Genomic DNA, 16,677 nt, shown 5'->3' with positions numbered 1-16,677 from the left:
ACAAGAAAACCAATGGCTACAAGCTGACAACTATAGGCAAATGAAAAACTGAAATATGTGTCAACTTTGTCAACTTTTAACAATATGAACTATTGATTTACAAATTATAAATCATTACCAATATGAAACTTAAATTCTTTTTATTAGCCATTATAACCATGAATATTTTATCAGCAGATATACAAGCTCAAACCGCAAATACGGACAAAAAGAAAAGTCTTGTCGTATACTATTCGCGCAGGGGAAATAATTACCTGAACGGAGAAATAGTAGATCTTAAAACAGGAAACACTGAAGTAGTAGCTAACAAAATACAGGCACTGACCGGAAGCGATATATTCCGCATCGAAACAGTAAAATCTTACCCTGTAGATTACACCGAAACAACCGAAGTGGCAAAAAAGGAACAAAACGACAATGCCCGTCCGGCAATCAGGGGAAAAGTAGAAAATATGAACCAGTATGATGTTATTTATCTGGGCTATCCAAACTGGTGGGGAACTATGCCTATGGTGTTATTTACTTTTCTCGAATCTTATGACTTCAAAGGTAAAACTATTATACCATTCTGTACGCACGAAGGAAGTGCATTGGGCACCAGCATACGCGATATTAAAAAACTTTGTCCCGATGCAAATATAAAACAAGGACTGGCTATCCGTGGCGGAAACGTCAATTCATCGGACAAGGCAATCGAGGACTGGCTAAAAAAGACTTCCGAATAAATAACATTATACATCAGTTATATGAATACCGAGATCAACCAAAAGTTCCATATATTTACAGAGAGTGACTACAAAGCATTTAATGAAAAACTTATCCCGACTAATTATGAGATACTCGGCATCCGTATGCCGGCATTAAAGAAATTAGCAAAAGAGATATCGACCGATCCAAATGTTGAGGCTTATCTCAAAAATGCAGAATATACTACATACGAACATATCCTGCTCTATGGGTTGGTTTTAGGGCAACTAAAGAAGCCTTCATTAGAAATGATATTTCACTATTTAGACCCTCTGATTTTAAAGTTTGATAACTGGGCTCATGTAGATACAATTATTTCTTCCTTAAAAGTCTTTCAAAAATATCCTGGTGAGGTACTAGCTCATTTCCTACCCCTCAAAACCCATGAAGGAGAGTTTACCAAACGTACTTTTGCTATACTTCTGATGGATTATTTCATGAGCAAAACATATATCGACACAACGTTGAAGCAGTTATCAGAAATACCTCAGGGACAGTATTATGTAGACATGGCTATTGCATGGGCTATAAGTGTGGGCCTTATCAAATTTTACGATAAAACTCTTGTGACGCTGGAACAGGGAATGTTCTCAAAATTTGTGCATAACAAAGCTATCCAAAAGGCACGCGAAAGTTACCGGATAACGCCGGAGAGGAAAGAATTACTGAACAGCCTAAAAACAAAATAGATAAAACTATCCTATAATTAATAAAACAGCTGATCAGAGAATAACTTTTATATATACCCGGTTTCTATATAATGTTGTATTTAACGTATTTACCCAAAAGTCCATAGAATATTAGCAAGGCCTGTTAAGCTATTGAAAGCTTAACAGGCCTCTATTCTTCACGGCTATGCGTGAGGTATTAGATCATTACTTCGTTAATCCGAATTCACTCATTTGCATAGTACTACCTGACGCGGTGCCACCTGAGTTGTCGGCCCAGTTCGTCAGTTTCACTTTCACATAACGATATTCGTATTCACTGTTCAGAGCAATATCATAACGTTTATCAACTGCTACATTTGCTGCACCGTATGTATCAGGAAGTTGAATTCCTGATTGAATAGTAGTCCAGTTTTCGCCGTCATTGCTACCTTCAACTGTAACTGCCCAGACTCTCAGATAAGTGTATAAGTTCGCTGAACGGTGACTCCAATAGAAAGATTTAAATTTGGCTGGTAATAACATATCCACTATGAATGCATTGATATGATCACTCGGGGCCGAGTTTCCGTTCATGGCCGGTTTCCCTGGTTTCATCAGAGATAAGAAAGTATTTGTTTTTCCATCAAACATATCTTCTGGCTTACCGGTAGTACCATCGACTACATAACCTAGTCCACTAGAGTATTCTATATTAGTAGTTACTCCCCAGAACAGGCGTGTATGATCCTTATTTGCAGCTTCCACGTTGATTGTAAACTGGTTAATAACACCATATTTACTTTCAATTTTCACTTCGGCCGTTCCTGCAGATTCTGCAGTAAGTATATTATCGCTATCTATCGATATTACACCGGCACCACTGGTTATAGTATAGGTTAGTTTCCTGTTTTCTTCGCGAACATTGGTCGGTAATGTCGAGATGATCAAATCTAACGGGAATTTCTCGCCAACATAAACAGTTGCATTGTTCAGGCTCTTATGCAAAACGATCTCGGTTACTACGATCTCATCTACAACGTTCAGCTGAAGATCGGCCGTTACACTCGGATTATCATCTGATACAATGTGAATGTTAATAGGGCCTGCCATAATACCCGTAATAACACCTTCATCGGTGATACTTGCATACACTTTCGATGCTTCATCCAACGAAAAATGGAGCTGTTTGTTATCGGCATGACCCGGAAACACAAAAATAGAGGGTGCAATATCCAGTTCATACCCTTTTTCTATCAATAATTTCCTTGCGGCCGATGTTATCATGATGCGTTCAACCGCATGATAATCTTTATAAATTTCCAAAGAGAAAGATGTTGATACATTAGCGTCTGCACGGGAAGTGACATCAACTTTCGTAATCCCTATCGAGATCGGCGTAACAGTCCCATCTTCTGCAATGGATACTATACTCTCGTCTTCTACATTAAATCTAAACCCACGATTATCATAAACAATAGTAGAATCGCTGGGATCTTCCAACATAATCTGGTCGGTATTGTATTGCTCAATGCGCAAAGTATTACCTTCCATCGGATTTAGGACTGCTACTTTTCTATCCTTATAGAAGTCGTTATTGATTTTATAATATTCTTCCTCGCAGGAAGAAAACATGAAAACCAACACGAAACACAACAAGGAGATTAAGCCTATTATATTCTTTTTCATATATCTATAATTATATAATGCATAACTTTAAATTCTAAACTACCATCCAGGATTTTGAAGCAACCTGCCTTTAGCTGACCCATATTCTTTCAAAGGTATAGGTAGATAGTACATTTTATTCTGGAAATAATGCTGTTCGATCGGTTGTATAGACCATGTAAAGTAAGTCTCTCCATTGTCTTCACCTATTTTTTCCCATACTGCCGCATGAGACCACTCGTTGTTTAAAGCTGCGAACAATTTGCGCCTTTGCAAATCCCAGAAACGGTTTCCACCTTCTATCACAAATTCGATACGGCGTTCGTTAATAATAAAATCTAGCATATCATCCTGATCCATATGTGCCGGAACACCATAGCGGCCATCATTTCCTGCTGTTATACCCGCACGCTTACGAATTTTGAACAGACAATCCTCAATATCACTTCTATACTTGTCCACACCGATTTCCGTCATAATTTCCGCATCCATTAATAAAATGTCTGCATAACGTAAAAATGCCATTCCGTTACCTCTTACCTCACTATCAGATTGATTGCCGATAACATCTGTTTTACATATTTTTACGTAATAATAACCTGTTGGTGATCCTGAACCGAAAATTCCATCGTTCTGAGCTCCCCGATATGTATAAACAGGTTCTTTAACTCCATCTTTCAAACGTTTCCACATGCTTCCATTATACAAGAATGTGTAGTAAAAACGCGGATCGCGATTTGAGTAAGGTTCATCCGGATCATACATTTTATTATCTTCATTATACCGTCCCGGAGATGTATAATATTTATTCTGACTATTTTTATCACGAACATCCACACCATCTATTGTAGGGAAAGCCTCTGTCAACTCATGATAAGGCACGATTTTGGGATCACCCGAACGGGATTTAGGTAACAGTGAACCATGAGGCCACACATTACCACCGATACCATCAACCAGCCAGAACCATATTCTTTCCTTTGAAGAACGTGTAGTAGTAGCGGTATAAAATCCTTTGCCATCTGCCTCTTCAATTAACCCATAATAATTCTTTGCATCATTATAACTATTGAAGTTATCAACGGCTTCTTTCGCTTTTTGCCAACGGCTCATCTGGAAATTGTCGTACCCTACCAGTAGACGGTTCTCTCCCGATCCTATATTGTCTCCGTTGGCCAAAGGGCTGGCTGCATAATGATACAATTTTACCAACATACCTAAAGCAGCCCCTTTGGTAGGACGTCCGTATTCTTGTACATTTTGCACTTCCGGCAGGTGTTCGGCAAGGTATTCAAACTCCGATGCGATGTAGTCTACTGTCTCTTCGTAGGTTGAGCGTGGCAAATCATAGTTTTCAAACGGGCTTAACATATTATCTCCTACCAACGGAATACCTCCAAAATTTCTCAACAGATGGAAATAATAGAACGCGCGCAGGAAACGTGCCTCCAATCTCATACCCTCTATCGTTTCAGGTGTTAATGGAGCCTGATGTATACTTTCAAGTACCTGATTGCATATACGGATATTACTATACATCGAGGTCCAGAGATTCAGAAAATGATCGAACCCCGCGTTAATACCATTTTGTGTGAAATCCGCTTTCATAAAGGCCGGGCAGAAACGCGTGCGATTATTAGACACTTCTTTTCCATCATCGGTAGCCGAACTGTAATCTTCATAATCTGTTAAAAACCAGCTCGCTTTGCGAGGAGCATAAAGTACAGAAGGTATTTGCCAATAAACAGTGGCAAGATACTGTTTTGTCATCAGACTATCTCCAAATATCTGTTCGATAGTTATTCCCTCTGACTTATCGTCCAAAAAACCTTCGGAAGTTTCTGTACAGCCGGTAGCCAGCATAATAATGACAACCGACAATATAAAGGATAAATATTTTATTTTTTTCATATTATAGTAGTATTAAAAGTTGATCTGACATCCGAAATTATACACCTGCTGTTGAGGATAAGTGGTGATGCCGGTTTTTGTACTTTCCGGGTCGATCTGGTAATCTTTCAGGTTCGACCATGTATATAGATTTTGAGCGGTAAAGTAGAAACGGACACTGCTTACTCCGAGACGGTTCATCCAAACACTCGGTAACGTGTAACCTACTTCGATGTTTTTCCAACGAATATAATCAGCCGAACGAAGCCAGAAAGTCGACATTTCTTTGTTCACCCCATTTTCTCTTGTCAGACGGGGATAAGTAGCGTTTTTATTCATCTCTGCCAATATAGCGGCATCGGTAACCAAATTTCCATCATCGTCGTAGTTTCTCCATCGCCCCTGATGGATAGGCATAGGTTTACCATTTTTATCACCCACAGCCGGATTAACTGTACCTGAAGCCAGACGCAACATTTCCTCTACACTCACCGAAGCACCGGTAGCGCCTTGGAATAAAGTTGAGAAGTCAAAGTTCTTATAATTGAATCCAAAAGAAATACCGTAAGTAAGATCGGGCACATCCTTACCGATGGCAACACGGTCATATTCATTTATCAAACCGTCAGGAGCACCGTTAGGACCACTTATATCCTTAAACTTAATATCGCCGGGAGCCAGTGATTCTTCACCTTTCCTTACATCATAAGGACTATTGGCGATATCTTCATAAGAAGTATAAAAGCCATCGGCTACGTAACCGAAAATGGTACCGATAGGACGTCCGGTTCTCATGCTCAACGTGTAAGGAGTGGCAGCCTCACCCATATCCAGAATTTTATTTTTGGCATAGGAGAAAGTTCCTCTAAGGAAATAATCGACTTTGCCTATCTTATCTCTCCATGACAGTTCTCCGTCCCAACCTGAATTCTCAGTACTCCCTATGTTCATATAAGGTAAGATCTTCATAACCTGATTAGCTTTCACAGCAGTACCGTCTGCACCTGAGAAGATATTATAGTATCCGGCATAATAGACAATATCTTCGCGTTCTGCCAAAATACCTGTACGCTTATTATAGAAATAATCAGCAGTTAAGGATAAACGTCCATTAAGCATTTGAAGATCGATACCAATATTCGTCTTTTTTTCCGTTTCCCAACTCATCAAAGGATTTGCAAAATATGACATGGCGATCGCACCTATTTTGTTCGCAGCAGTAGAACTCGATTCTCCGAAGTGATAATTCATCACAACATCATAAATATCTTTATAGGCAAAGGCCTGTTTCATCTTATCCGAACCGGTTTGACCGTAAGATCCTCTCAGTTTGAACATTTCTATATGAGCGGCTTCAGCAATTGATTTCAGGTAGGGTTCTTGCGCCAGGTTCCAACCCGCCGAAATTGCCGGAAACAAATCGTAGCGATGTCCTTTGGCAAAAGCATCTGAACCATTATAAGCAGCACTGACTTCGACCATATAGCGGGAATCGAAATTATATCCAACACGCCCTGTAACATTCACAGAGTTGCGAGGAGCACCTGCTCCATCCCTGTTCGAATACCAGTTGGCAAGAGCCAGGGCATTGATGCTATGAGGTCCGAATTTCCGGTCATAAGAAAGATCAAAACGGGTATTCATTTGTGTTACCGGTTTATAATCGGCAGTTACGGCACTGACAGACAATGGTGCTAAGATATATTGGTTGGTGACGACCGGAGCTAATGCGTTGGTAGCAGGTTCGTAGTAATAGTCAAGTACCTCACTACGTGTCAAATCTCTACGCCAACCCCAAGTGTTGGTTAATCCCATCACCCCTCGGGCTTTCAGACCCTGAGTAATTTTATTAAGGTCATATTCTAAAGTGATGTTTCCATTCAAATTGTTTCTCATCTGCCTCTTGTAACCGCCATAAGTCAACTGAGCCAACGGATTGATGTAAGTTCCGGTATAACCTCCGAAACTACCATCAGCCTGATATGCAGGATATGAATAAGGGGCAATACCAGCACCAATGATCCGGTTGAAGATATTAACATCAGTCATTCCTCTTGAAGTAGCCGGCATATTAGGTTCGTTGATCTCGGTGAGGATAGCATTAGCATTGATTTTCGCGGTAAGCTCTTTGGTTACCTGAATATCAAAATTGGCACGGAGATTATAACGATGTTGGTAATAGTCGTTATTGAAGTCTTCCTGCTTCGGCATATTCTTGAACAACCCTCTTTGATCCAGATAAGAAAAAGATACAAAATACTTTACTTTATCAACACCTCCCTGAACATCTGCTGTGTATTGTTGTTGAAGCGAATTTTTCTTATACAACAAGTTATACCAATCCACATCGGGATACACATAAGGCATATCCTGTAACCGGTAGTGCTCCAGAGCTTCATCACTGAAATATTTTTCATTGTTAAGATCCGTAGTGTTTTGATCATTTGTATGTAATTCCTTCAATAAGGTCAATGCATCATAAGAGTTCAGAAATTTATTTTTATAGGTAGGTCGTTGCAGACCAAAGTCCATACGAAATGTGACCCTTGGTTTTCCTAATTTCCCGCGACGGGTAGTTACCAGAATAACCCCATCTGCTCCTTTGATCCCAAAAATAGCTGTACTTGCCGCATCTTTCAGAATAGAAATGTCCTCAATATCGTTTGCTGAAATACGTGAAAGTGTAGAGATATCCGATTCAATATCGTCGATAAGGACCAAAGGATCATGTGATACATCACTATTGAAAGAGCCTTGCCCACGAATATACAAGTTGGCCGCATCTTCACCGGGCTGGCCACTCCCTTGTAGTTGGAACAATCCCGGTATTCGTCCTGCCAAAGCATTCTGAATGGAGGAGGATGGCAACTGCCTGATTTGTGCAGCATTGATTTGGCTAATGGCTGCTATATTCGAAATTCTGGATTTAGTACCAAAACCTTGTCTTACAATTTCTACTTCCTTCAGCATGTTTTCATTTTCTTCCATGGAAATTTCCATATTTGCGGAAACATCCAAAGTCTTTGAAATAAAACCCAAATAACTTATTGTGATTTTGGATTTTTCAGAAGCTACTTTCAAAACAAAATCTCCATCAGGCCCAGAAATGACCCCATTGGTAGGTTTACCCACCTCTACGACACTAACTCCGGGCAGAGTCTCGCCAGTTTCGTCAACAATCACACCCTTGACTGTAAATTGAGCCGATAGGCAAATAGGCATGAGTAATAATATGCTTATTAATATATGTTTCATATATCTGAGTGTTTTTTATAGTGTTTTTAATATGACCAGCCAGGATTTTGTTCCAGAGCATTATTCCCCCACAGCTCAACTCTCGGTATCGGATACCAGTACATGTGCGGAAGGAAAGAAGAAGAAGCTGCGTCCTCATAAGAATAAGTAAATGTTCCATCTTCTTCTTTAGTAATTCTTACTCCTTTCACTGGTTTGTTCATCACATCTTCAGCGATTTTCCAACGGCGAATATCCCAGAAACGATGTTCTTCGAAGCAAAGCTCTATACGCCGCTCGTTACGGATAATATTCCTCATTAGTTCCTGATTGTATGTCCCGATTGCAGGTAAACCATAACGTCCATCGTCTCCGGCCTTGATCCCTGCGCGCTTACGTAATTCTATTAACCCGTACACAATTTCGGTATCGTTCGTCGGTTCTGACTCGTTCATAGCTTCAGAATAATTCAGTAGAATTTCTGCATAACGCATGATCTGGTAATGGCGGTAATATGCCGTATAATTTACTACATCTTCTCCATTACCCAGAAATTTTTTCAAGTAATAGCCGGTACGTGTATAATTCAAATTTTGTTGGGCTCCACGGTTTGCTCCACCGTCAAATGTTTCCACTGTAGTTTTCAACCATGTATCGCCGTTAGTGAAAATGTAACGTTTAAGTCGTGGATCGCGATTAGTATAAGGAGCTTGTTCATCATATCCTGATGAAGGATCATATCCTTGTTGAGGATCATAATCTTTATAAATAGATTTTCCATCCAATGTCAGGAACGCATTCACCAAATTTTGGCTGGGGCTGGTATATCCATAGGTGTTAACCAATCCCGAAGCTGTAGTATAAGAATAACCTGTCGGACCATTGTATTGATCCAGCCCTACGGTAGGACTGCCCGCCAGCTTAACCATAATCATCTCCTTGTTGGGAAAATCACTTGACTCCATCGCAAACTGACGAAACGGAGCCGATGTGTTGACATAAAGATCATAGACACCTAAATCAATTAAACGTTTTGCCCAACTTGCTGCTGTCTGCCATTTACTTATCGTACTGCCACTCTGGCCTTCATTATATAAATCACTGGCAAGATATAAGTGCAACCGCGAAAGAAGAGCTAACGCTACACCCTGATTCACATGCCCGATCATATTTCCCTGATTGTCTGGATCATCATCATTTGCAACAGATTGAGCAGGATGTAAATCGTCGTAACAAGATCCGGCTACATCAGGGCTTATTTCATTGGTAATATAATCAGCAATTTCCTGAATACTGGCACGAGGAATATTAAGATCATCATCGGCAGTCAAAACTCTGTCACCAAGAAATGGAACACCGCCCCAACGTTTTAGCATCTCGAAATAATAATAACTACGCAATAAGCGTGCTTCTGCCTTCATCTGTTTAATATAATCTGCCGGAACCTGTGCTGAAGGAGGAAATATACCCACCTTGCTCAAAAACAGGTTTACACGCCGAATACCCTGATAACCGCTGGCCCATGCTGTTCCGTCAGGAAGGTTACTGGCCGAAACAAGGTTATTACGGAAATAATCTAAAGTAGTATTAGTAGCTGTAGGCAAAGCATCGTCGGTAGCAGCATCAAGATAAGAGTTGCCTAGACGGTTATGCAAAGTCGGTAAGTTTAAATAAGATGCATAAAATAACTGCTTTATAGAACTGTTGTCTGTAGAATCGCCCGGATTCAACACCCTGTCTTCTGAATTATAGTTCAGAGGCTCTGACTCAAAGGAGTTACAGGATGCCAAAAACAGAACAGGGAAACAGAGAAGTAATAAATATATATATTTTTTCATATTCTAAAGAGATTAAAATTGAATATTCAGACCAACATTATAAGCCTTGGTATTAGGTGCAGCACTACCATAACTTAGTATTTCCGGATCCCTGTATTTCAAAGGTGTAATAGTCACAAGGTTGTAGGCATTAACAAACACTTTCACACCCGATAACCGCAGAGTATTCATCCAACTTTGAGGCAGATCGTAAGATAACTCGATGTTTTTCAAACGCAGGTAACTGGTGTTTTTCACCCAAAATGTAGAACTGCGGGTGTTATATGAATTACTTGCAGCTGTAAGCCGTGGATAACTTGCATTTGGGTTTTCGGGAGTCCAATAGTCAAGATTTTCTTTGAAAGCATTGCCATATCCATTGTTACTATTACGTTCAAAAGGCATTGTTCCTATCTGGGCCTGAACATTACCTAACCCTGACCATTGCATGCTCAGGTTAAGTCCTCTCCATCCAGCATTTAGATAAACCCCGTATTCGATACGTGGAGCATTGGAATATATTTCGTCAATATCCAAACCATCTATTTTATAATCGCCGTTCAGGTCCTTGTATCTGATGTCGCCGGGTTGAGGAGTATAGCCATCCAGATAGTACTGTGTCATATACTGATCGATCTCTTCCTGAGACTGGAAAATTCCTTCTGCAATATATCCATGAGTCTGGTGACGACTTCTTCCCACAAATTGCATATAAGATTCTGGGTATTCAGGTTCTCCGTTTTTCAATGTGGTTTCTTTATACAGTGTCATGTGAGGATTAACAACAAGAGAAAAATCATTGAATTGCTTCTGATAAGTGATATCAAGCTCAAATCCTTGTTGACGGTAAGCCGCAAAGTTTTCTGCGGCAGGGGATATCCCCAATAGTCCGCTATAGCTTTTCGACATGTTTACTGAAAGAATATTGAAATGACGGTTATTGAAGTATTCCATCCCAACTTTCAATGATTTATCGAAAGCTTCCAGATCGATCCCCACAGCAAAGCGCAAGCTTTTTTCCCATTGAGAAGTATATGCAAGTCCGCTTTCGACCAGGGTAGAGTAGGATGTTGAACTTTGACCTAATATTACATCCCCTCCACTTGTATAGGTAGGTATGTAAGTGTAGTAATACGAGGTTAGATTTCCGCTTGCACTTCTAAAGAATGAACCTGTGCCATCGTTACCGTTCAATCCTACAGTAGCACGTAGCTTCAACGTATTAATGGCATCAACCTTAAAGAAATCCTCACTGGCGATATTCCAACCCAATCCTGCTGCCGGAAAAAATCCCCATTGATGGCCTTTTTTCAGATAGTTCAGACTATTAGTGGAAAGACTGATCTCCGCCATGTACTTCTTGTCGAAATCATAATTTGAATGGAAATTGAATCCTTGTTTGTACATAGGGATAGCAGTACTTGTTATGACAAACTGGTTATTCCAGTAAGTCAGCCTTGTTTTTATATTATTCAAGCCTATATTAAAATCATAGCCGGAGTGAAGTTCAATATACTGCAAGCGATTCTGGCGATTATATGAAGAACCTCTTGAAGGAGAATCTCCTGTAACTATTTTGGTATAGTTAGACGGATCGTTCGGCTCCTTTGTCTCATCAGTATAGGTATATTGCCATACATCATACCCTTTTGTACTGTTTCTTGTTTCACGATAAGAAGAATTATAAGAATACAATCCTTTTACATATAAGCCTTTAAGATCGCCAGTAAAATGGTGTTCCAGTGAAAGATCGAAGTTCAGGTCGGTTTTAGGATATAGAACATACCCCGTTGCCAGGCTTTGTGCGTATAAATTGTCAGGATAGCTGGTATTTCCTCCATAAGACTGTTCCATTATTCCTTTTCCACTCAAATCGGCTGGAGGGTTAAAAATCGGGTATGCATTGGCCGGAGTGGTATGTATTCCATTATAAATACCGCTCATCATAAGTGTTCCCGGAGTATTCTCTCTAAACAATTGCCCAAATAGGTTTACTGAGAAAAGCGTATTGCGTGTCAGATTTACATCCACATTAGTACGTAATGAATATTTTTTAAAACTTTCTTGTGTGTTATAGGAGTTCAAAGATTTATCCTGTTTCAGGAATCCTTGCTGATCGAACACATTTAAGTCGACAAAATACCGTGCATTCTCATTTCCTCCCGACAGGTTCAAATTGTACTGCTGGATAGGGGCTCTATCCCTCATCAAGATAGAATACCAATCATTATTGGGATGTGTATAAGGACTTGCTCCCGTTCTGTATAAATCCAAATCACGTTGGGAATATATAGGAGTAGAGCCATCATTGATGAGAGCTTTATTTAATAAATCGGCATAAGAATAGGCATCCAGAATCTCAGGCCGATAGATTTGCTCAGTTAGAGCTAATTGTGCCGTAAATTCGATTTTCATTTTATTGGCAGTACCTCTCTTTGTCTTAATATATAAGACTCCATCACCGGAGGACATACCCCAGGCTGCCAAACCTAATCCATCCTTTATCAATGAGACAGACTCTATCTGGTTAGGTGATAAATTGGCATCTGACCGGGGAACTCCATCAACGACTATCAACAGACTTCTCTTTCTCATTTGCAAACCGAGACTTTCAGTTGGGTAACCGTTACTCTGGTTTACATACAAACCGGGAAGAGTCCCATCGAGAAACTGTTCCATCTGAAAAACCGGACGGTGTAACAAACGTTCGCTTTTTACAGTCGAAATCGATTGTAACACAGTTGTAGAGTCTTGTGCACCCATTAGCAACACGTCGACTTTTCCATTTTCTAATTCAACATTCTCCGTTTTTTCCTGTGCAGATATCGAAATCGCTGAACAGAAAATGTAAAGAGAAAACAGAATTTTTCCAAATTTCAGGAATTTTTCTTTTACATTACTTGTCATAGTTTATTAGAATTTAACTGTTAACTATTTTCTATAAATTGATATTATTTTCAAAAATACATTTGCAATCGGTTTCGGGTTTCGGCTACCCATCAATAATTCCGGAATTAGAATAAACCCTTTGCCTTTAATTGTCAATAAGGGTTAATTCCAATCCAGTATTACAATAAATATTGACAGGAATCAGCATACACAAAAACAAAATGAATTCTCTATTTTTAAAATTCTCATAGCACTAAAAAGTTATTAGGTTAATACATAAACAAATTATTACTCTTTACTAATAAAACATACCATGTTTAGAGCAATCAAAATGATCACTCTAAACATGGTATGCTATAAATATAATATATGTGAGAGTTATTCTTATTAAAAAAATTCTTATCTTCTCTCTCTCTCTCTCTCTCTCTCTCTCTCTCTCTCTCTCTCTCTCTCTCTCTCTCTCTCTCTAACAAAATATGGTTAACAACCAAATTTTCAGTAGAGAAAATGGTTTTTAAACCTGTCCTATTTTTTGTTATTATATGCATAGTATCGGATTGAGATTTGTCAATTGGAAGATATTTTTATAATTTAAAATTACCGCATAGTTAAAAACAGATAATTAAGCTTTACTCTTTAATTTGATTTAATTCGGTTAATATTTATTCACAAAAATATGATTACACAAATCATTTATCTTACTGTTTTAAACATTTCTTTTGCTCTAATTCCATAAAGCACCATTAGAAAGATACACATAAACATCTCAAACATAGAATTATATATCTAAAGAGCTTTTACTATATTTACTTTGCGAATTTGAGACCTTTGATTTTATCCCATGCACCCCGTGTAAAGTCAGGGATTTCGACAGGGGATCCATTGTTATTCACTGATAACTCTGTCAAGGGTACTAGACAAGACCATTCTGCTGCATCGTAGACATCCTGGTCTAAAGGCAGCCCGTTTCGCAGGCAATACACCAAACGGTAATCCATTATATAGTCCATACCACCATGGGCGATAGCGCCCAGTTTCTTTGCCTGTTCGCCCGCTTCTTTATAAAACGGATGTTCATAAACATGTAGGACTGAGTCCATTTTTGCTTTCGGCAAGGCGCTGTGACTGTTTAACGCAATCTGGGTTGATGGCCATTTCTGGGCAAAGCCCTGTGTACCGCTAACCATATGGATGCGGCTGTATGGACGCGGACTGGTCACATCGTGCTGGATCATCATGGTTTTGCCTTTTCGTGTTTTGATGAGAGTTACATTCATATCGCCCATCTTATAATCTTGTTGTGCTTCCGGGGAGTCTTTGCCAAAACGATTTTCTGCGTATTCGCTCATCCCAAACTGGTTGGATGAGACTGATACAAGATAGTCCATCTTGTCGCCGCGATGTATGTTCAGTATCTGGCAAACAGGACCTAATCCGTGGGTCGGGTAGACATTGCCCGTATGTTCTATATTGTATTTCTTTCGCCAGAAGTCCCAGTAGCCTGTCAGTCCAGGACTTTTCTGTTTGGTCTGGCCGATTCCCGGTTCATACGATTCTTTTCGGGATGTACGGGAATTAAAATTTAAGGAACGGAGATCATGAATATATGCGCCTTCTACATGGACGATTTCTCCGAAAATGCCTTGTTGGGCCATATTCAGGGTGGCCAGCTCGAATTTATCGTAACAGCAGTTTTCTAGCATCATACAATGGCGGCGTGTTCTTTCTGCTGTATTGACCAGCAGCCAGCACTCATCAAGTGTCGTGGCGGCAGGGACTTCTACGGCAACATGTTTTCCCTGTTCCATTGCATAAACAGCCATAGGAGTATGGGTCAGCCAGTCGGTGCAGATATATATGAGGTCTAAATCTTTTCTCTCACATAATTTCCTCCATCCGTCCTGCCCGGTATATTCTTCTGCTTCGGGACGGTTTTGTTGGGCTATCGATTCCTGCATCCCATCCAGATTGTATTGTTCCAGGTCGCAGAGGGCTTTTATGTCAACGCCTTCTATGGCCATAAATCTGTTTACGGCGCCTTTGCCACGCATACCTAACCCGATAAAACCGACACGGACGGTAGGAAGAGGGTCGCATCGCAGTTCTAAAACATCGGTTTGTCCTGAAGGACGCGACGGAACAGGGGTTTTAATAATCCCCTGTGAGGAGATCCCTAAACTAAGCAGCATGAAGAGGCTGAGTAAAAATAAATTGTTTCTCATTGTTATTGTTGTATTTGTTTATTAATCAGGTTATCGCTTGCTGGTAAGCATCTTTTTCTCCTTTGTTGACCTCTTTCAATTTAATTTTTATCACAAAAGGTTCGTTAAGTTTCTGAATATCCTTCGGTATCACTATGTCATAAAAAACCGATCCAAATTTATCTCTTCCTCCGTCTTGAATTTTAGCAACTTTCTTCGTCGATAGATATTGAGCATTTTCTATAACATAGATCATATCTTTTGTCTTACTTCTCGGTACTTTTACTTTCAGTAAGTTATTCATTGGCTTGTTAAGTACTGTCAGATATATATAACTATCCTTCTGCGTTGAATAGCCCCAATCCTGTTTTTCCAGTATGGAATGATGGGTGCCATATATAGCTTCATTATTCACCGACATCCATTTCCCTACTTCCTTTGCAATACTGATTTCTTCCGGACGGAAGTTTCCTTTTCCATCAGGGCCAAAATTGATTACAAAATTGCCATCCAATGAGTTTGCCTGGACTATCATCCCTATCAGGTCGTAAGGAGTTTTAATATATGTCAGCGTCCAATCACGATGGTAACCCCACTGATTTTCAGGGATTGTCATCACACAGTCCCAGTCAAAACCTTTCGTTTCTTTCAGGTCTTTTGGAAGATTCCGTTCATAACGTTGATCATAATCATCTATTAAATAACCATTTGCGTCTTCGTGTCTGTTACCGAATTCATCGGAGCGGAAACGGCTTCCTATTATAAGCCCGGGATGTTTTTCTCTTAGCTCAAGTCCTAATGTATCGACCCAACCGGCGTTTTTTACCCAGGCTACATCCCAGGAACCATCGAACCAAAGCCCTTTTATCTGCGGATAATCATCTAACAATTCAAATAACTGGTTGCGGGTAAAAGTTTTAAATTCTTCATAAAGTCCAGCTTGCCTTTCCGTTTTAAAAGGATTATGATTTTTACCTTCCTGATACATTTTCTTTATATCAGCAGAATTGATATTTCCACCAGAGACATATCCCGGATGACTCCAGTCTATAATTGAAAAGTACAAATAAACATCGATACCTTCTTCAGTATATGCATCGACAAGTTCCTTCACTATATCTTTCTTATATGGAGTGTTGGCAATGGTATAGTCCGTATATTTACTTGGCCACATACAAAACCCGTCATGATGCTTCGTTGTAAAGATCATATATCGGGCACCCATTTGCTTCGCCATTTTAGCCCATTGCTTCGCATCGAAACCAGTAGGGTTAAATTCTTTATAGAGGTTATCATATTCTTCTTTGGAAATCAATCCAGAAGTACGAAACCACTCGGCTGCATATTGGGTTGTTTTTCCATTCCACTGTCCTCCTGGTATAGCATATACTCCCCAATGGATAAATTGCCCCAGTCCATATTCGCGCCAATGCTGCATATAGGCATCTGTACGTTTACCTATGCGATGTGCTCCATGTTTTAATGGGATATCTTCTTTTACCTTTTTTTCCTGTCCAAAAATTGATATTGAAAAGATAAAACAAAAGATGATAGATAATAAGATCGTTTTCTTCATTCTTTAGA

Annotated in this window: 9 protein-coding genes; 2 read left to right on the top strand and 7 right to left on the bottom strand. The window is 39.7% G+C overall.

Going from position 1 to position 16,677, the window contains the following annotated elements; all coding sequences use genetic code 11:
* The first annotated feature begins 122 nt into the window (after window positions 1-122).
* Together GGR21_RS00650 and GGR21_RS00645 are read left to right on the top strand one after the other, a co-directional pair.
* Window positions 123-725 (top strand): flavodoxin, encoded by a 603-nt coding sequence (locus tag GGR21_RS00650; protein WP_183305215.1) that lies wholly within the window; start codon window positions 123-125, stop codon window positions 723-725.
* 21 nt (window positions 726-746) lie between these two features.
* Complete coding sequence (locus GGR21_RS00645; RefSeq protein ID WP_183305214.1) at window positions 747-1,436, top strand: DNA alkylation repair protein; 690 nt, start codon at window positions 747-749, stop codon at window positions 1,434-1,436.
* A gap of 186 nt (window positions 1,437-1,622) precedes the next feature.
* Here the strand turns inward: GGR21_RS00645 and GGR21_RS00640 are convergent, their stop codons facing one another.
* The 7 genes from GGR21_RS00640 to GGR21_RS00610 form a co-directional block, all read right to left on the bottom strand.
* Window positions 1,623-3,083, bottom strand: coding sequence for a discoidin domain-containing protein (locus tag GGR21_RS00640; protein WP_183305213.1), 1,461 nt, complete (start codon window positions 3,081-3,083; stop codon window positions 1,623-1,625).
* A gap of 39 nt (window positions 3,084-3,122) precedes the next feature.
* Window positions 3,123-4,973, bottom strand: a complete 1,851-nt coding sequence (locus tag GGR21_RS00635) for a RagB/SusD family nutrient uptake outer membrane protein (RefSeq protein WP_183305212.1) — start codon at window positions 4,971-4,973, stop codon at window positions 3,123-3,125.
* A gap of 12 nt (window positions 4,974-4,985) precedes the next feature.
* Complete coding sequence (locus GGR21_RS00630; protein ID WP_183305211.1) at window positions 4,986-8,207, bottom strand: SusC/RagA family TonB-linked outer membrane protein; 3,222 nt, start codon at window positions 8,205-8,207, stop codon at window positions 4,986-4,988.
* 26 nt (window positions 8,208-8,233) lie between these two features.
* A complete protein-coding gene (locus GGR21_RS00625; protein ID WP_183305210.1) occupies window positions 8,234-10,024 on the bottom strand; it encodes a RagB/SusD family nutrient uptake outer membrane protein in 1,791 nt (596 codons plus the stop codon).
* 12 nt (window positions 10,025-10,036) lie between these two features.
* Window positions 10,037-12,910, bottom strand: a complete 2,874-nt coding sequence (locus GGR21_RS00620; RefSeq protein ID WP_183305209.1) for a SusC/RagA family TonB-linked outer membrane protein — start codon at window positions 12,908-12,910, stop codon at window positions 10,037-10,039.
* Window positions 12,911-13,698: 788 nt separating this feature from the next.
* Window positions 13,699-15,114, bottom strand: coding sequence for a Gfo/Idh/MocA family protein (locus tag GGR21_RS00615; protein ID WP_183305136.1), 1,416 nt, complete (start codon window positions 15,112-15,114; stop codon window positions 13,699-13,701).
* A 25-nt stretch (window positions 15,115-15,139) separates the two neighbouring features.
* A complete protein-coding gene (locus tag GGR21_RS00610) occupies window positions 15,140-16,669 on the bottom strand; it encodes an alpha-L-fucosidase (protein WP_183305208.1) in 1,530 nt (509 codons plus the stop codon).
* Window positions 16,670-16,677 lie beyond the last annotated feature (8 nt).

The organism is Dysgonomonas hofstadii (genome assembly GCF_014196915.1).
In the GTDB taxonomy this organism is placed as follows: domain Bacteria; phylum Bacteroidota; class Bacteroidia; order Bacteroidales; family Dysgonomonadaceae; genus Dysgonomonas; species Dysgonomonas hofstadii.
The sequence above is the reverse complement of the archived record's forward strand: the minus strand, read 5'-3'. Positions and strand labels throughout refer to the sequence as shown.